Annotated in this window: 17 protein-coding genes and 1 pseudogene; 6 read left to right on the forward strand and 12 right to left on the reverse strand. The window is 67.3% G+C overall.

What is annotated here, in order from left to right:
* Positions 1-140 precede the first annotated feature (140 nt).
* The gene (locus tag ACWEJ6_RS48680) at positions 141-1,007 is read right to left on the reverse strand and encodes an alpha/beta fold hydrolase (RefSeq protein WP_452432236.1); all 867 of its coding nucleotides are present in this window, start codon (positions 1,005-1,007) and stop codon (positions 141-143) included.
* Between the two features lie 291 nt (positions 1,008-1,298).
* Between ACWEJ6_RS48680 and ACWEJ6_RS48685 the strand changes: the two genes are divergently transcribed.
* Positions 1,299-1,649, forward strand: a complete 351-nt coding sequence (locus ACWEJ6_RS48685) for a hypothetical protein (RefSeq protein ID WP_452432237.1) — start codon at positions 1,299-1,301, stop codon at positions 1,647-1,649.
* Between the two features lie 126 nt (positions 1,650-1,775).
* On the opposite strand, the gene ACWEJ6_RS48690 is transcribed toward ACWEJ6_RS48685, so the two are convergent.
* From ACWEJ6_RS48690 to ACWEJ6_RS48705, 4 genes are all read right to left on the reverse strand, one after another.
* Positions 1,776-2,600, reverse strand: a complete 825-nt coding sequence (locus ACWEJ6_RS48690) for a hypothetical protein (protein WP_452432238.1) — start codon at positions 2,598-2,600, stop codon at positions 1,776-1,778.
* 321 nt (positions 2,601-2,921) lie between these two features.
* Complete coding sequence (locus ACWEJ6_RS48695; RefSeq protein WP_452432240.1) at positions 2,922-3,473, reverse strand: hypothetical protein; 552 nt, start codon at positions 3,471-3,473, stop codon at positions 2,922-2,924.
* 225 nt (positions 3,474-3,698) lie between these two features.
* Positions 3,699-5,450 carry a reverse transcriptase domain-containing protein gene (locus ACWEJ6_RS48700; RefSeq protein WP_452432241.1) on the reverse strand — a complete coding sequence of 584 codons (1,752 nt, stop codon included), beginning with the start codon at positions 5,448-5,450 and terminating at the stop codon, positions 3,699-3,701.
* Positions 5,451-6,189: 739 nt separating this feature from the next.
* Positions 6,190-6,930 carry a DUF998 domain-containing protein gene (locus tag ACWEJ6_RS48705; RefSeq protein WP_452432243.1) on the reverse strand — a complete coding sequence of 247 codons (741 nt, stop codon included), beginning with the start codon at positions 6,928-6,930 and terminating at the stop codon, positions 6,190-6,192.
* 290 nt (positions 6,931-7,220) lie between these two features.
* Here ACWEJ6_RS48705 and ACWEJ6_RS48710 point away from each other — a divergent pair, with 290 nt between their 5' ends.
* Both ACWEJ6_RS48710 and ACWEJ6_RS48715 read left to right on the forward strand, forming a co-directional pair.
* Complete coding sequence (locus ACWEJ6_RS48710) at positions 7,221-7,814, forward strand: TetR/AcrR family transcriptional regulator (RefSeq protein ID WP_452432245.1); 594 nt, start codon at positions 7,221-7,223, stop codon at positions 7,812-7,814.
* 362 nt (positions 7,815-8,176) lie between these two features.
* Entirely contained in the window at positions 8,177-9,118 is a 942-nt protein-coding gene (locus tag ACWEJ6_RS48715; RefSeq protein ID WP_452432247.1) for an IS5 family transposase, read from the forward strand.
* 13 nt (positions 9,119-9,131) lie between these two features.
* Here the strand turns inward: ACWEJ6_RS48715 and ACWEJ6_RS48720 are convergent, their stop codons facing one another.
* The 3 genes from ACWEJ6_RS48720 to ACWEJ6_RS48730 form a co-directional block, all read right to left on the reverse strand.
* Positions 9,132-9,452: a RidA family protein gene (locus ACWEJ6_RS48720; protein WP_452432249.1), complete on the reverse strand. Its 321-nt coding sequence runs from the start codon at positions 9,450-9,452 to the stop codon at positions 9,132-9,134.
* A gap of 152 nt (positions 9,453-9,604) precedes the next feature.
* Entirely contained in the window at positions 9,605-10,357 is a 753-nt protein-coding gene (locus ACWEJ6_RS48725; protein ID WP_452432250.1) for a hypothetical protein, read from the reverse strand.
* Positions 10,358-10,369: 12 nt separating this feature from the next.
* The gene (locus tag ACWEJ6_RS48730; protein WP_452432251.1) at positions 10,370-11,155 is read right to left on the reverse strand and encodes a hypothetical protein; all 786 of its coding nucleotides are present in this window, start codon (positions 11,153-11,155) and stop codon (positions 10,370-10,372) included.
* Positions 11,156-11,805: 650 nt separating this feature from the next.
* On the opposite strand from ACWEJ6_RS48730, the gene ACWEJ6_RS48735 reads away from it, so the two are divergent.
* Both ACWEJ6_RS48735 and ACWEJ6_RS48740 read left to right on the forward strand, forming a co-directional pair.
* On the forward strand, positions 11,806-12,183 hold the full coding sequence (locus ACWEJ6_RS48735) for a hypothetical protein (protein WP_452432252.1): 378 nt from the start codon (positions 11,806-11,808) through the stop codon (positions 12,181-12,183).
* Positions 12,184-12,243: 60 nt separating this feature from the next.
* A pseudogene (locus ACWEJ6_RS48740) lies at positions 12,244-12,477 on the forward strand (Tn3 family transposase); the annotation flags it as partial.
* Here the strand turns inward: ACWEJ6_RS48740 and ACWEJ6_RS48745 are convergent.
* The 3 genes from ACWEJ6_RS48745 to ACWEJ6_RS48755 are packed head-to-tail and all read right to left on the reverse strand — an operon-like array spanning position 12,437 to position 14,637.
* Positions 12,437-13,036 (reverse strand): hypothetical protein, encoded by a 600-nt coding sequence (locus ACWEJ6_RS48745; RefSeq protein WP_452432253.1) that lies wholly within the window; start codon positions 13,034-13,036, stop codon positions 12,437-12,439. The pseudogene ACWEJ6_RS48740 and the gene ACWEJ6_RS48745 sit on opposite strands and share 41 nt — an antisense overlap.
* Before the next feature lie 4 nt (positions 13,037-13,040).
* Positions 13,041-13,454, reverse strand: coding sequence for a hypothetical protein (locus ACWEJ6_RS48750; protein ID WP_452432254.1), 414 nt, complete (start codon positions 13,452-13,454; stop codon positions 13,041-13,043).
* A gap of 40 nt (positions 13,455-13,494) precedes the next feature.
* Positions 13,495-14,637, reverse strand: a complete 1,143-nt coding sequence (locus ACWEJ6_RS48755) for a hypothetical protein (RefSeq protein ID WP_452432255.1) — start codon at positions 14,635-14,637, stop codon at positions 13,495-13,497.
* A 274-nt stretch (positions 14,638-14,911) separates the two neighbouring features.
* Here ACWEJ6_RS48755 and ACWEJ6_RS48760 point away from each other — a divergent pair, with 274 nt between their 5' ends.
* Positions 14,912-15,535, forward strand: coding sequence for a hypothetical protein (locus ACWEJ6_RS48760; RefSeq protein ID WP_452432256.1), 624 nt, complete (start codon positions 14,912-14,914; stop codon positions 15,533-15,535).
* A 425-nt stretch (positions 15,536-15,960) separates the two neighbouring features.
* Here ACWEJ6_RS48760 and ACWEJ6_RS48765 read toward each other — a convergent pair.
* The coding region (locus tag ACWEJ6_RS48765; protein WP_452432258.1) for a hypothetical protein at positions 15,961-16,274 on the reverse strand (314 nt) is incomplete at its 5' end.

The raw sequence follows: 16,274 nt of genomic DNA on the forward strand, positions 1-16,274 counted from the left end.
AGCCGGTCCGGCCATACGGCCACGCGCGCGCTCGGCCGCCCCCAGCGGAGGCTTGGAGGCACAACGTGCCCTGCTGCTATGCCCCGATGCCTGTCTACGCTGAGCCCCGGCCGTGTCCCCACATGCCGATCATTGAGCCGTTAGCTGGGCCCTTGGGTCTGCCTCGCCACTGCGGCGCGAAGCGTCACACCGAACTGGTCTGGTGCGTCCAGCCATGGATGGTGCCCCGCGTCGGGGATGACGATGGTTTCGCAGTTGAGGCGGGTTCCCAGACGTCGCAGAGCGTCAGCCGGGCGGCTGTCTCCGGCCCCGCCGATGATCACCGCGCCGGGTGGCAGACGCTCACGCAGTTCGTCCACGTGCGCTTCGAGCGGGTCGGCCTTCTTCGCTGCGTTGAGCTGGGCGTTCATCGCGTAGTTGATGGGCCGCAGCGTGCGGGCTGAGGCCAGCGCCCAATCCCATGCCCGAGTTCGGTCGGCGTGATCAGTCAGCCACGACAGCGTGAGGTACTCGATCTCCTCGGCGTCGGTGCGCGGCTCGATCGCATCGAGTTCATCGAGCCTGGCCCGCTGCTCGTCAGTGCGTCGTGCTCGCTGTGCTGCTTGGTCGGCTTCCCGCCAGGGATCGAGGAAGGGGCCGGCGATCTGGATCAGTCCGGCCACGCGCTCGGGATGGGCCAGCAAGAAGTAGCCGGCCATGTTGGTTCCGAACGAATGCCCCACCAGAACAACCTGGTCGTGTCCCCACGCATCCAGCAGCAACGCCAAGTCGTCAACATGACGGGCGATCGTGTGCTCCCCCTCCCAGCGCGAGCCACCGGTACCGCGCTGGTCGTAGCGGTGGACCAGGCACAGGTCGTCGATGATGCCGGCGATCGGGGCGAGGTAGTCGGGAACTCCTGGCCCGCCGTGCACCATGACCACGGGGAATCTCTGAGGGATGACCGAGCCCGTGGTCCACGTGCGTAGCTGCGTACCGTCATCCAACTCGATCATGGCCGCGGTCATGGACGTGAGTGTAAGGCAATTGGGGCCCGGGTACCGGCGTCAAACTCATCCTTATCCCCAGGCCGCTTGTGGTGCGATCGACTGACCCTTCAGACTCGCCGACTGTAGTGCGATTGGCGTCCCGCATTCATTCGAACAGCGCCACGCAATTTACTGACATGAAACTAACCGACCGCAAACATATGCTCCAGTCGATCAATGTCGCCCATTCACCAAAGACCTATATCTTCAGGGATTTGATTGACGGGACAACTCTCCACAAAGCTTAGACGACTTCGGGGGCGTTACTTCATGCGTCGGCTCATCGCGGCAGCGGCACTCGCGCTCACCCTCACCACCGGCATGACGCTCGCGGGAACAGGCCCAGCGCTAGCCGGGGAATGCACCATCGGAATGTGCGGCGAGGTCTGGACCCACACCAACTGGCTGATCCGGATCACCGACAACTGGGGCGGCGTCAGCGACTCCCGCACCTGGCACTGGCTGAACCTGGGGCAGAGCGGCCACGACGAGAACGGAATCGGCGTCAAGGACGTCGACGGCTTCTACATTCCCACCAACTGCAAGTACACGACGCTGGACACTCCGTACGGCATCCTCATCCAGGACCCCGGCTGGATCAAGATCCACGACTGGCAGTGAGTCGACATCACCAGAATGGAGTGCTAGACGAGTAAGTCCCAAGTCTGATCGGCGATTGGGCGGCGGGCCAGCCGGTTGCTCGGTTATGCCAGATGGCGGCCGTCAGCATCAGGATGCGCCCGCAGGTCACCCGGCGCGGCAGGGGGCCGACCAATGCAGACAGACGGGGAGCCGGCTTTTCGCATCCAGCACCACCCGATCACGCAACGGCTCCTCAAGCGGGACGACGCCCTCGCCAGATGCGCCAACGCCCAGGCACAGGCCGGCGCTGACGCGCTCCTGGACCTCAATTCCGAGGACCACGACGTCGGATCGCTCGTCGGCCCGCAGGTGGACGGTCGGCCTCTCGTGGCTGTTGCAGAGGCCGTATTCATAGCTCACCCGCAGGGTGCGCTCGTCGAGCACCTCGAAGCCTCTGATGTCAGGGGGCAGGTGGTCGCCGACAGCGTCCTCGACGGTGCCGAGCGTGGCCCGGTCGACCGCAACGTGGTCGATCGGGCCGGGCAGGTTCGAGAAGTACAGCCGCCACGCCGGGACGGTGGCCATGCCGCGAAGGGTCCGCATGCGCATGGTCGTGAAGGTGGCAGCGGTCAGCTTGTACGCCCGATCGTCCTGGGCGGAGGCCTCCTCTTCGTAGGGGGACAGCGTGATCAGCGCCTGGCGCGCACTGATCACGGGGACCTGCATGGTGGAGCCGTCGTCCCAGCGGATCCGCGCCTTGTTCGGGGCCGCGGGCAGCGGGCCGGCCACGGCGGAGCCGTACTCCTCGTCACTGCCGATCAGCTTCTCCACGTCCTGCGGCATCTTGCTCAGGCCCTCCGTCGGGACGAAGCCGTCGCGCCAGATCTCTGCCGCGCCGCTGGTCCGCCAGGTCCAGACGGCACGGGCGGCGTGGTCATCGAAGGCGAGCTGTCCGATAAGGAGGTTCCCGCCGCTGACGAGCAGAGTCATTGTCAGGAGCGTCACGACTAATCGCAGCATCCGAAGATTATCGAGGGTTCCTGGGACCGACGTTGGCCAGACTTAGGACTCATCTAGCCCGAAAGCAGGTCGTCTCAACCTGTCCCGTACTGATCGTCTATGTTGGCGGGTGCTGTTCGTCCATCCCGCACTCGCCCACCTAGACGAAGGTCAGACGTAGAACACACACCCCTCAGCCGGGTCGATGACCACGTGGTCGCGGAGCCGAGTCGCGCGACCGGGCGATGCCCGTGACGGCAATCGCAGCACCCTGCCCAAGCCGCCGTGAGCCCCGCTGGCGGCCGACGCGCGTTACGGCACCGGCTCGACGTGCTGGCCGGCCAGCTCGGGCACCAGCTCCTCGAGCCGCGTCGGGAAGGTTTCGATCTCGCCGCGGCCGTGGGCCAGCAGCCACACGAGGCGGATGATCCGCCAGAAGGCGTGGCCGCGATCCTGGGTCAGGCCAGCGAACCCCAGTCGTCGCCATCGGTCGGCCTGGCCGGGGATGCTGCGCTCCCACGCACGGCGAGCCTCCTCTGCGGCGTCGTCGCCGGGCAGCGGCGGGTAGAGGCGGGCCTCAACCTGGGCGGGGCTGCCGAGACGTCCGGCGTGCTCGGCCATGGCGGCTTCGTAGCGGTTGAGCAGAGCCTCGGTCAGGACGCACCACAGGGCGAGCAGCTCCTCGGTGAGCTGCTGCCGGCGCTCGCCTTCAGCCTGCTCGGCGAGGGCGGCGATGTCGTTGACGGCGTCGGCGTACTTCCGGTAGGAGAACAACATCGACGGGAAGACCTCTCCAGCGGCGACGAGGGCGGCGCCCGCGAGGCGGCTCTCCCTGATGATCTTCCGGTAGCGCGCTTCGCTCATATGTTCGATGCTAGGGTGCGCGCCACCTTGATCGCCACCGGCCATGCTGGGTGTCCCGTGACAGCGAACCTTGAGGTGTGGACAACGAGGTTGAACGGTCAGCTGCACCCCGTCAGGGCGCCCTCCTCGCCGGGTAGCCCCGGTGCATTGCCGCACCGGGGCCCCCTCAGAACCGTGCGTGCCACTCGTCGCGGCACACGGCTCAAGCAAGCCGCGAAGGACGGTTCAGGTGTGTTGTGCTGGGCTCCTGCGCAGGCGGGCGAGGTAGCCGCGATGGCAGGAGGCGTGGACGAGGCGGGTCTGGCCATCGCCGGTCGGGCCGGGTCGTCCGTGGTGTGTCAGATAGTCGGCTGCTATCGCGCGTCGGACGACGTTCAACCACCATCGCGCCCATTGTTCAGGCGATTCGGGTGGCTGGTCCGCCGTGAGCGGGTGGTCCCGGCAGAGCGAGCAGCGGCCGTCCCGCTTGGTGAGCGGGCGGAGGCTGTAGCGATCAAGCGGAGGCTTCACCCGCGCACGCCGTTTGGTCCAGTACTCGGCCAGGGCGGGGTCATCGGGAGATGCTCGGCCCAGGACGAGCGTGTGCCGGACGATGGGGGTCCGGGCGAACTTGGTGAGGTAGGCGCCGGTCTCCTGGTCGCCGGACACCCACCAGTCGTTCCCGAACTTGTCGAACTTGCCGTAGTACCGGTCGACGATCCAGCGCCTCGGCTTGTTCGGATGGCCGCGCTTGGCCCACTTGAAGGTGAGCCTCCATACGTAGTTGTCCAAGGCGGTGAACACCTTGGACGAGACCATGCTGCGGTAGTAGGCGGCCCAGCCCCGCGCGATGGGATCGAGCCGGGCTATGACCGCCCGCGCGTTCGAGCCGCGCGGGCTGCGCGTCTCGGCCGCGAGTCGCAGCTTCGGCCGCCTAACCGCCGAGGGGCTCGGCGTGGTCAGCGTCTCGCCGTTGGGATAGCGGCGGATGAGGACGCCCAGGAACTCGAACCCCTCGGTGAGGCCAACGATGCGGGTCTTGTCCTGATTGAAGATCAGACCCCTGGGTTCCAGCCACTGGTCAAGGCGCGCCTTGACCTGTTCGGCCCGCTGCCTGGAGTGGCATAAGGCGATCATGTCGTCGGCGTAGCGGACCACTATCGGGCGTCCTGCCACCGCCTCTCCGGCATGGCAGCCGTCCGTTCGGTAGCTGACCCCGGCGGCTTCTTCCAGCCCGTGCAACGCGACGTTCGGCAGGCACGGGGAAATCACGCCGCCGTGAGGGGTGCCCTCGTCGGTCGGCGAGAATCCCGTGCCCGTTTCGAACACCCCGGCCTTCAGCCAGTCCCGGATCATGTCCCTGGCGGGGAACGACCCGATGGCCTCCAGAAGCCGGGTGTGGTCGATGCGGTCGAACGCCGCCGCCAGGTCCGCATCCAGTACCCACATCCGTTTCGCCAGCTTCTGACTGGTGGCCTGGAAGACGGACTGGATCGCGTCTTGGCAGCTCCGGCCTGGCCGGAACCCATACGATCGGGGCTCGAACCGAGCCTCCCACTCGGGCTCCAGCGCGTTACGGACCCGTGCCTGATGACATCGGTCCATGATCACCGGAATGCCGAGCGGGCGGAGCTTGGCGGGGTTGCTGGGTTTCGGGATGTGCACCCGCCTGACCGCGCGCGGCTTCCAGGACCCGATCGTGGCGCGCACGCGCACCGCCACCCCGGCCCTGGCCTCGGAGGTCAGCGCGACCTCCCCGTCGATGCCCGCGCTCTTGCGGCCAGCGTTGCGCCGCGTCACCCGCCGCACGCTCATGAGCGTGTTGGCCCGGCTTCGCGGCATCAGCTTCTGGAGGTTTCCGGCCTTGGGCCAGTCCTCCTCCCGAACCGCCTCGAAGATCCTGCGCCGCAGCCGCCGTACCTGCTCTTCCTGCGCCCGCCAACCGATGGTCTCCCACGTCTCGGCGTCCAGGCGCAGCAGATCCTCGGGTCCGTTCACCATGTGGCGTCCAACTCGTCCTGCGGTTCCAGCGGAGTCGGTGCTTCGTCGTCAAAGGCTCACCTGCCCACGTCAGCGCCCTTTCGGGCCCGGGCACCGTGCCCGGTATCCGGCCGGTTATCCGAGACCGTCGCTGGAGGAAGCGACCTTGCCGTCCTGGTTTCCCGATGCCTTTCGGCCGCCGGCCTTGGCTTCTTGGGCATCCTGTTCCCGCCGGGAGTTCAGCTCTCCTCGCGGTCGGCCTACCGCTCTGATTGGACCTGGAGCGGACCCCGACGGGGTTTCCATGTTCCGCGCGTATGAGACGCGGCTGGGATCGGGCGTCCTCTGTACCCCGGGGGCAACGGTGTCTGCACGGTCCGATTTGGTCCCCGGCCGCCGTTCGCCGCCTTCCAACGGCTCGGCCCTGTTCACCACGGTCAGCATCCCGTCCCGCGGTGTGGACGTGACGAGGCATCAGCGAGGATTCACGGTCGTTCGCCCTTCCAGCCTTCCCCTCGCCTGTGGTCCCCGGACGGAACGGGCACCCTTGGGCTTTCCTCTGGGCTTCGCACCCCACGGTTACCCGCGACGCACGCCAGAGCGGGGACAGGTCTCAGACACTGACCTGGATCACGGTCCCGACATCGCCGGGCCTCCCTTCTCGTGACCACTCACAACGTGCGACCTCATGTCGCAACCGAAGGCGTCCCAGCCCCAAAGTAGCGATGAGCTAGATCACGGTTGCGATTCGCAGTCGTCACGAATCGCGCGTACCGAGGCATAGGGGGTGCTCCCCGTTCGATCGTGTGCCCTGTTCTCGCGGGTCGGTCGGGTTCCAGATCGATGCTCCAGCGCAGATGAGGCCGATCAGGAACGGGTGAACGGCGCCGCGTTCGATGAGGCCGATGATGCCGATGGGGGTCTCGCCCATGGTAAAGATCATCGCGAGGTAGAGCACCATCGAGAGCAGACCGATCACGCCGACCGTGATCAGCGCTCGCCCCATTCGCGGAGAGATGCCGATGCGCCGCCACCTGCTTCCGAGCACGATGGCCAGCGCGTTCCCACCGACGAAGCCGGCGAAGGCTCCCATGCTGTGGTACTCGCCGGTGCCGTTGTTGAGTGCCTCGCCAGATCCGGGAAACAGCGCGAGCAGGACGCCCCCGACGGCCAGCAGCGTCGCGGGGGCGAGCATGGCCCAACGGCGGCCATCCGACAGATCGCGCAGCGTGGCCACTCCGGCCAGGATCGTCATCCCGAAGAGGAGGAATCCGGCGTTCATCACCCAGGCCAGGGGCGAGTACATGTACTGCCCGAACAGAGTCGAGGGCCCGTGGACTCCGAGGTTGCTGATGAAATGGTGCGTGTAGCTGTAGGCGGGGTCGGTCCACGCTGCGGCGGCGACAAACTCCCCGAGCAGGAAGATCGCCGGCCCGGCGATGAGCAACGCCCCCGCCACTCGGCGCTGCGCAGGCAGGCGCACGCGGGAGGCAGGCATCTCGCGACTTTTAGACCGTGAGTCAATTGCTTCGGACATGGTCGGGGTCCCTTTCTGGTAGCCGGGTTGGCGGGAGGGCCCGCCGGCGATTGACGCGGCTCGCTTGTGCCTGCGACTCCCGATCGGCGGCCGGGGAGGCCGAGTGGCTGGGCTGAACCTCATGGCTTGGAGCCCGGTAACCGTCAACGAGTACGCCATGAGCGAGAACCTCGAACTTCACTCACTCACTCACTATATCGAGACTACTTTTACTGTCAATGCACTTAGTGTTCGGGTGTAGAGTATGCGCCATGGTGGACGCAGCGACGGCAGGGCGACGTGAGCGCAAGAAGGCGGCGACGCGGGCGGCGATACTGGAGGCGGCGATGACGCTCTTCCTTGCACGCGGCTTCGATGCGGTGACTGTTCGCGAGATCGCGGATGCGGCCGATGTGTCGCCCAAGACGGTCTTCACACACTTCCCACACAAGGAGGCGCTTGTCTTCAGTGACGAAGGTGAGCGGCATGAACGCCTGATTGCCGCGGTGAGTGGCCGCAGGGCGGGGACCTCGATCTCCGACGCGCTGAAGGCCCACTACCTCTCCGAAATCGCCGCGCTCAAATCCGAGCCGCAGAGCCAAATACTCGCTCTCATGGAGGAGACGCCAGCTCTGGTCGACTACGCGGAGAAGATGTGGTTGCGCCACGAGGATGCCTTGGTCGCGGCGATCACCGAGGAATTCGGGCTGGAGGAGCCAAGCGCAGAGATCCGCTTCTACGTCCGGTTTGCCCTGCAGATTCAGCTCATGGCCATCCGTGAGCCCGATCCAGCGGCGGCCATCGATGCGGGGTTCCACCTTCTCGATAAGGGGTGGGCGCCCTACGACGAGGCCGGAGGGGGATGAGCGCAGCCGCAAGGAGTCGTGAGCCGCCGCGCCATCCGGGCAGCTGAGGAGAGTCTCTAGGCCAGGGCCTCACGTCGCGGCGGCGCCCCGTCGGGCCCGCCGCTCCGGCGTCGTGGCCAGGGCACCGAGGGCCTCTTTCTCCGGGCCGTAGATCGAGCCGGCGCGGACGCGTACCTGCCGCCGGCCAGGCCCCTCGGCCACGTCCTGGCCCAGGGGCGCGAGCTCACCAGCGGGACCACGGCACCGCTGCAGATCGCACCGGCCGCGGCGGCCCCGGCGGAGGATCGCGCCCCAAAGGAGCCGGCCTAGGGGCTGTCCGGGCGATCATGTGACTGTTTGCTGGTCGGGTTGTTGTTCTGGGTGTGACGGTAGACCGGGGTGACTTATCCGATGCCGAGTGGGAACGGTTGCGCCCGTTTCTGCCGGCGAGTAATGGTCGCTGTGGCCGGTGGCGGGATCACCGTCAGGTGATCAACGGGATTCCGCATCGGATGCGGACCGGGGTGCAGTGGCGTGATCTGCCGGAGCGGTACGGGCCATGGAAAACGGTCTACGAGCGGCATCGGCTGTGGTCCGCCGACGGTACCTGGGAGCATCCACTGCAGCAGGTCCAGGCCGCGGCAGGCACCGTCGGTGAGATCGACTGGGACGTCGCGGTGGGCTCCACCATCATGCGGGCGCACCAGCACACGGCCGGAGCCCGCACCACTCCGCCACCGGCACCCGCCAGGCAAAAAGGGGGCCGCAGTGATCGAACACCAGGACGAACCCCCGTGGCGGAACCTGCGTGCTCGCCTGGGGGAGGTGGTGAAGCAGGTGAGGCCCTTGGCCGATCGCGAGGCGGCTTCACCACTAAGCTCCACCTGAGTGCTGAAGGCCGCTGCCGTCCGCTGGCCCTCATCGTCACACCAGGTCAACGGGCCGACTGCACCCAACTGCAGCCGGTGCTGGAGAAGATCCGGATACCCCGGCCCGGACCGGCCAGACCACGCAAGAAGCCCGACAGCCTCACCGCTGACAAGGCATACAGCAACGGCCCATGCCGCAGGTACCTGCGCCGACGCGCCATCCGCCACACCATCCCCGAGAAGATCGACAGCCAGGCCGCCCGCCTGCGCAAAGGATCACGCGGCGGACGGCCACCCGCCTTCGACAAGGACCGCTACAAGAAGCGCAACACCGTCGAGAGGGCCATCAACAAGCTCAAACAGTCACGGGCCGTGGCCACCCGGTATGACAAGCGCGGCTACGTCTTCCTCGGCACCGTCACTGTCGCAGCCACCGTCCCGTGGCTCCGCTCATGACCGACTACAACATCTACCGCGCAGCGACAGCCTCGACTTCCAGCAGCCACGCTTCGTCGTAGATGCCCGTGATGATGACCGTCAGAGCCGGAGCGTGCTCGCCGAGCACCTCGCGCCGGATGGCGGAGTTCTCCTCCTGATACGCCCTGTCTGACAGGAACGTGGTCACCTTGACCAGGTCGGACAGGCCCATCCCGTGATGAGCCAGCGCGGCCGCCAGGTTGGCCCAGACCTGTCGGCACTGCGACGGCAAATCCGTCTGGGAGGCTGCCGTCCGGCGCCGCCGGAATCTGTCCGGAGACATGGACCAGGCGTGCAGGAGCGGTGATCTCATACGAGTGACGGTAGCCGCCACCATCAGGGACTATCGGGCCAGGAGTAATCATGCGCAGATCGTGACAGCACAGCCAAATCCGCAGCAACCGAGATACTCCGCCCTGACGACCGCGACGCATTAGCCCGTCCTCTTGATCGCCCGAACAGACCCTAGCCGGGCGGCGGCTGGGACGGCGGGCCGAACATCGTGGCGGTGTCGACGGTGGCGACGGCGCCCGAGCCCGTGCGCTGGGGTGTGCCGTCGGCGCCGATGAGCGGCAGCCGGTCCGGGAGCCCGCCCGGGTCGAACCCGCCCTCGCCGTTGATCCAGGACGGGCGCGGCGGCTGCGCCGGTGGCGTCTTGGCCTGGAGGCCGTACTTGGAGGTGAGCCAGACGTTGCCCGAGGGCAAGTAGCCGCCATACCACGAGCCGTTCCAGGCGTAACCGAAGCCCAGCGAGGCGTACCAGGCGGTGCCGCAGGGGGCGGGGTTGGAGCCGTAGCCGTCCCACATGTACCAGTCGGCGTGGCTGGTCTCGTCGGGCGTGTAATGGAAGCCGGAGTCCATGCCCGAGCAGGTGCCCCACTCCTGCCGGTCGAAGTTGTAGACGAGCACGATCAGCCGTACCGCGAGGTAGCCGGCGGGCAGCGGCCACTGGCGGCCGCACGGGATGGTGCCGTTCGGTGCCCAGGTGTCCACCCAGGTCGACTTGTACGAGCCGGCGTCGATGCTGCTGAAGTCACGCACCTCGGCGTGGACGCTGACACACAGGAAGTTGGAGCGGTAGACGTAGTCCTCGTTACTGGCCCGGCCGTCCTCGGCGTGCGCCGGGGCGACCGAGGTGATCAGGACCAGGACGGTCGCGGCGACGGCGCACAGGGCACGGCGTACCCGCCTGGCGGCCGTCCGGGGTTGTCCTCGCATCGTGCCTCCTTCTCAGTTCCCGGCCGAGGTCACGCGGACCACGACGCCGTCGGGGATCGGCGGGCGGTTCTTCTGGACCACCGAGGGCGGCGCGGCGGGCGGTGCGAACGTCTCCCGCACCGACACCTGGCCGGCGGGCGTCATCCCCTCGCGGACAGGGATCTGGCTGGGGGCGGTGGCCCAGTCGATGCCGCCGTCGGGCCGCAGCCAGGCTGGCGGCTCCGGGCGCGCAGGTTGCGCCTCGGCTCGGGCGGCGTAGAAGGGCCAGGCGAACCACATGTTCCCCGAGGGCACCCAGCCGCCGTACCACTCCCCGTTGTAGACGTAGCCGCCGCTGTAGGTGGCGTACCAGGCCGTGCCGCAGGGCGGCACCGGCGGGTTGCCGCCGTAGTTCCAGTTGATGAACATGTGCGACCCGGTGAACTTGTTGTAGATGAACCCGTCGCCGTTGATGGGGTCGAGCGGGCTCCGGCACAGACCCCACGCGGAGGTGCTGAAGTCGTAGACGAGGAGCTGCAGCTTGGCGGCCATGTTCCAAGGGGGCCGGTCCCAGGTCCTGGCGCAGTCCACCCACTGCTTCCAGACCGGGACGTACATGCGGGTCAGGCTGTCGACCGTGGTGCTGGACTCGATGGCCCCACCGGGGTTGTCGATGGTGGACCCCACGTCGACGCAGAGGGCGGAGGACCGGTACACGGTGCCGGCGTTGGAGACCTGGTCGGCCGAGGCGGTGCCGGCGACGGCCAGGAGCAGGACCATGACGGCCGCGACGACCGTCGATCTGCGGAGTGCGCGCATGCTGAACCTCCACAAGGCAGGGGCGGCGGGCCCCTCGGACGCCGGGGCGGGCCGTTCGCTGCCATGGTCGAGGCGCGCCGGGGCGCGCACAATCTCTTCGGCCAGGCACCGAAAGGTTCCGCAGTCAAGCGAACGATTGCTTGAAAACGATCATCAGGGGACGATTGGCGCATGCGTCTGAACTTCCAGGTGGGCGACCTCGCGGCCACCCGGATCGTGGTCTCGCCCCTGCCCCACGCGAGCCTTCAGCGTCCATCATCCCGAACTGACCGAGAAAGGCGCGGTCCTGGCGGGACATCGCCAGGACCGCGCCGCGCCGGACGCTGTCGCTGCTCGACACCCTCAACCGCGGCGCCTCCCGCGTCACCCTCCATGACGGCCTGGCCACCTCCGAGGTGGCCCGCCGATTGACTCCCGAGGGGCAGCTGGTACTCCAGTGACACTTCGCGATCTTGTGTGCGAGGTGGGATGAAGTGGGCCACCACGCTCGCCCAAGCCGTAGTACGCCTAATGTCTGGCTGTGCTCTTCCAAGAAATCAACCAGCTCATCACCTACGACGAACGGCAACGGATGGTCCCAAAGGGACCGTGATCGGCTCACCACACTCGTCGACTCGGCCCGCGCTCAGCACCCCACTGACTACACCACGTTGCGCGCGCTTGGGATCGGGCTGCTGGTTCTGGGCGAGTACGGCGACGCGATCCACTACCTCAACCGCGCACTCGACTTGGCGGACACGAGCGGCAGGCGGCTCGCCGCGTCAATCAATCTGGCCGACGCCTATCGCTACTCGGGTGACGCAGCAGCCTCGGAAACTCTCTGCCGCGCGATGCTCACCCTTGCAAGGAAGGAAGTGCCCGAGCTGTTGTGCTTCCCGCTCCAACATCTCGGCAAGACCCTTGCTGACCTGGATCGCAAACAGGAGGCACACGACGTGCCGCAGGAGGCCCTGCCTCTGCGCATGGCCGAAGGCGACCCCGAACTGATCGCCAGAAGCCAAGCGGCCCTACGACTCCTCGACGCTTAGTGCCAGCTGACACTTCGCGATCTTGAGAGGGTGGGGTGACACGGCGACGGCCACCACGTCGACTCGCACGCCCAAACGGAAATCGGGTTCGGTATGACCAGGCTCTTGGACTTTGACCTGCTGCCGCGCATCAACCAGATCAATAAGGTCAAGCTGTACCGCGTCGAGAGCGGCGAAAGCGACCTGAACCCGCGGCTGACCCCGGCGATGACCCGGCCGATCACTGGTGGAGGGATGTTATTCCGACCGTGCGCTATTCCTCGGTCTGAAGAGACGCTCGCGGTAGTTCCGTGAGCAGTGCGGCCGCCCAGAGGAACACCTTGGGATCCCCGAGACCTGAGTCGGTGAGCCATTGAGCGGCCCGGCGCGCGTCTTGCTCGTCCTGGATCAGCCCATAGGGGTCCGGCTGGATGCCAGTGGCTTGGTGAACATCGGTGACGAGGTCCCCGATGCAGGTCCAGGTGTGCCAGCTTCCAGTGTCGAAGCCGACCAGTTCGAAACCCAGCCGCCGCTCGCCGGAGCCGGGGAACTGCTCATGCCGGATCAGCCGCTCCGGGAGGCTGCCGTCCCAGCCGCCGTCGGCCATATCGGCCTGCAACCCCGGAACATCAGCGGCAGCGAATCCGACCCCGAGCACATGTAACCCCGAGTTTCCGGCATGATTCCGGGCGATCTCAGCCTCCTGGGGACTGGCGAACCAGTGATCCCAACCACTGGAATCCACTGCCACCAAGTCCACCACGCAGTCGCTCAGCGACAGCTGACTAGGGCCAGGCAGGCCGAGCTCCTGCCAATCTTGCCGGTCAGTGCGTGTAGCGACCCGATAGCCGGCAAGGACGTAATCCAGTTCCATGGCACTATTCCCTCTCACTTGTTGTTGCATCGCTGGGATGGCTTGCCTTCTGTTCTGCGGCGCGGTCGGTGAGGCGGTCGGTCCAGTCACCGCGGGCGTAGGTGACCCAGTGGACGGCGGTGTTGACGTGCAGGCCGAGGAGATCAGCGAGGATCGCGGCAGGAAGGTCGGAGGCGATGGCCGCGATGATCCGGGCTCCGCCGGAGTGGGCCGGCAGAGCCTGGCGCAGCCGTGCCACGTCATGGTCGCCTCCGGCTCGCACCAGGTGCCGGTGGTCCGGCTGGAACTCCGCCTGGCCATGAAGCTCCAGCGCGACCGGGCCGATCGATACGCCCCCCTCTTCGACCACATGCGCGGGCACGGGTTCGATGCCAACCTGTTGCAGCGGGCGATGGCCGCCCGCGACATCCCGACCCATCGCCGGAGAGGGCTGGTCCAAGACCTCGCCGACGGCACAGTCAGCTCCGCATCCCCTCGACCATGAGCACCCGGGCCGCCTCGGCTTCCGTCGCCGCGCGCACTTCGACGAGATCGTTCTCGTGGCGCAGGATGGTGACGATCCCGGTCAGCAGCGTGAGCCGGCGGATGCGGTCTCGGGCAACGACCTGCCGGTCGACGGAGAACACGGCGGCGTGGGCATTGTCGTCCCTGCCCCAGGTCCAGGCGCGGCCGCCGACTCCGGGGCCCGGACGCAGCAGGACCGTGCGGACGTCGGAGGGCGCCAGCCGGTAGGTGGGCACGGCGTGCGGGTTCAGCTCCTTGCCGATGCGCATGCTCACGCGCAACTGCTTGGCGTACCGATCGAGCTCCTCCTGCGACCAGGATGCGACGTTCGCGGGAAGGTTGCCGAGCATGTCGATGCGCAGGCTGCCCAAGGTCTCCTCGATCCGCCGCCCTGCTTCGATCGCCTCCTGGGAAACGAGGCGACGAAGGCGACCGGGCTCGTCCGCGGCGGAGGGGGCGTACGGGAACAGAGGGCTGACCTGAGGTTCGGGCACGTCGGAGGGATGCAGCGCGGGCCATCGCGCCAGCCGGGCCACGGAGGAACCGAGGTCGAGCGGGAGGATCTCACACATCCTGTCGGGGTCCCAACCGCTCGCCTCCGTCTCCGCCCGCAGAACCGGGTCAGCGGCATCCGCCAGCGGCCAGAACCTCAGCAGCCACGCCTCCTCGACGGCCTCGGTCACGCTCGCGTCGTAGCCGGCCGGCTGGGTGCGGACGGGCCCGGTGTAGGCGCGCAGCGCGTAGGCGAAGAACGGCGGGCCCAGCAGCAGGGCCTGCCCGGAAGGTGCGCGCATGAGACCGCACAGGTGCACCACGCCGCCCGGACTGAGGTAGACGACCTGCCCAGCCTCGGCCCATGGCGCGCCGGGTGCCGGAGGCTCGGCGTCCCAGACCTCCATACGGACGCGCGCCGCGAACGCCCATGCCTGGCTGCTGATCGCGAGCTGCCCGAGGGCGATCGCGCCCGGCTCGGCCAGCAACGATCCGGCCGCGACCTCCTCCTCGGGTTCCCGGCTGAGCCCAGAACTGTCAAAGAGGTCGAAGCGCCCGTACGAGATCGGCACCTCGTCCTCGACACCTCGAAGCAACGCGGCCAAGGTCCGCCTCCTCCATCGTGATCATGTACTGATGGACCGAGACCTTAGCCGCCGCGGGTGACAGTGCCTCGCCCTCGCCATGACATCCACCGGTCTCCAGGCGAAGCGCATCCACGCGGCGAAGATCATAGGCTAGGTGTTTCTACGGTCGCTCAGCTGAGCCGCCAGCCGAATCCCTGCGCCACAGCATCGACGATCTTTGCGCTTGCCCTTGCCGTGACGGCTCCGTTCCTGATCGGATGGAAGCTGTAACAGCAGGTGGCAGGAGCCGCCCATGAGGTTACAGGCGAAGACGTGGAAGCTCGTCGCCGGCACCGTGATCGGAGCCGCTGCAGGCATTCCGCTTGGACTCCTGCTCAGCGCCTTCCTGACATGGCGTCACGTCATGGCCGGCATCGTCGTCGCCGTCGTATGCCTGGTAGCGGCGGCGCTGCACGTGCCCACGAAGCACAAGCGTGCCGCGGCCGAAGTCCTCAAGGAAGCCAAGAGGTTCCCGGCCGAGACGGACGTGGAGGTTGAGGGCAGCGACACCGTGTTGGTGATCAGCCGCAGGTGGTCGCTGTGGGGACCGCTCACGATCGTCATGAAGTACTCCGACAAGGAGTGGGACGAGGCGTTCGACGAGATCGCCCAAGACCCGGGCATCTCGACCGTGCCTGTCACGAGCTACATGATTTTCCGATGGGGAGCGGCGCGGCTGACCGACACCATCACGGCGATGTCCTCACGTGCGCGCCTTCCCCGAACCGACCAGAAGCGGGCGACGAGGTGGAGCAGATACCGCGGACAGGCTCGGGAGGAGTGGTTTCAAGCCAAGACGGGGCAGTCGAGGGTGACCGAGGCGGAGGTGCGCTTTCTCGCTGCAGCGCTGCGACGGGGGACCGCCCGCTCAAAGTAGAGCGGATGGGCGCTACGCCACGCCAAGAGCGGAGCTGGTCAGCCGTCATGCAGCACAAGGGGCTCACCACACGCGTCAGGCACTTGCTTACGAGTCTCGAGGCGCCGCTAGCGGCTCCCTCCGCTCGGACGCACCGGATTTGCTTGGTTTTGCTGGACGAGGCTCGCTGCGGCCCTCGTGCGAGGCTGGCCCCTTGGTTTTGGTGAGCGAGTACGGGCGAAGCCCGTTCCGTTTGATAAGTGGCGCACGTTGTGCGAAGCCTAGCTCAGCGCCTTTACAACGTAGATTACGTCCGGCCACTCCAGTAGAAGAGCGGCCGCGGAACACGCCATCAAGCAGTCATCCCATGAACCGCCTGAGGCACTCATCGTCGCTGTCGTCGGTTCCTGCCGACGACAGCGAGTCGAAGCGACTGTCGGGTCTATCTAGGGGCGAATCGAAAAGATCCCTTGGTCAGAGGTGAAGGCGATCTGCTGCCTGGCCAGCAGCGCCAGCGCCAGCGAGGCCGCCCTGCGGATCTCGGCCATGGCGTTGAAGACGTCCATGGACGCGTCAGCCTGGGCGCCGTCGGCGGCGGCGCGGGCCTGGGCGGCCAGGCCCTGTCGCTCGGCGCAGATGGACTCGTCAGGCTCGTCGGCCTCGCCGTGTTGCCGTTGCCGGGTGACCTCATCAACCCGCGCGCGATCTTCTGCGTCGGCGGCCTGGCGGGCGTCGGACCGGCGCGTGGGGGAGGCCCTGC

It is taken from the genome of Nonomuraea sp. NPDC004702 (genome assembly GCF_053601695.1).

What these genes read in the sequence shown, in the direction of transcription:
- ACWEJ6_RS48680 (WP_452432236.1), bottom strand. Translation starts at nt 1,007, where the DNA reads ATGACCGCGGCCATGATCGAGTTGGATGACGGTACGCAGCTACGCACG.
- ACWEJ6_RS48685 (WP_452432237.1), top strand. Translation starts at nt 1,299, where the DNA reads ATGCGTCGGCTCATCGCGGCAGCGGCACTCGCGCTCACCCTCACCACC.
- ACWEJ6_RS48690 (WP_452432238.1), bottom strand. Translation starts at nt 2,600, where the DNA reads ATGACTCTGCTCGTCAGCGGCGGGAACCTCCTTATCGGACAGCTCGCC.
- ACWEJ6_RS48695 (WP_452432240.1), bottom strand. Translation starts at nt 3,473, where the DNA reads ATGAGCGAAGCGCGCTACCGGAAGATCATCAGGGAGAGCCGCCTCGCG.
- ACWEJ6_RS48705 (WP_452432243.1), bottom strand. Translation starts at nt 6,930, where the DNA reads ATGCCTGCCTCCCGCGTGCGCCTGCCTGCGCAGCGCCGAGTGGCGGGG.
- ACWEJ6_RS48710 (WP_452432245.1), top strand. Translation starts at nt 7,221, where the DNA reads ATGGTGGACGCAGCGACGGCAGGGCGACGTGAGCGCAAGAAGGCGGCG.
- ACWEJ6_RS48720 (WP_452432249.1), bottom strand. Translation starts at nt 9,452, where the DNA reads ATGAGATCACCGCTCCTGCACGCCTGGTCCATGTCTCCGGACAGATTC.
- ACWEJ6_RS48725 (WP_452432250.1), bottom strand. Translation starts at nt 10,357, where the DNA reads ATGCGAGGACAACCCCGGACGGCCGCCAGGCGGGTACGCCGTGCCCTG.
- ACWEJ6_RS48730 (WP_452432251.1), bottom strand. Translation starts at nt 11,155, where the DNA reads ATGCGCGCACTCCGCAGATCGACGGTCGTCGCGGCCGTCATGGTCCTG.
- ACWEJ6_RS48745 (WP_452432253.1), bottom strand. Translation starts at nt 13,036, where the DNA reads ATGGAACTGGATTACGTCCTTGCCGGCTATCGGGTCGCTACACGCACT.
- ACWEJ6_RS48750 (WP_452432254.1), bottom strand. Translation starts at nt 13,454, where the DNA reads ATGGGTCGGGATGTCGCGGGCGGCCATCGCCCGCTGCAACAGGTTGGC.
- ACWEJ6_RS48760 (WP_452432256.1), top strand. Translation starts at nt 14,912, where the DNA reads ATGAGGTTACAGGCGAAGACGTGGAAGCTCGTCGCCGGCACCGTGATC.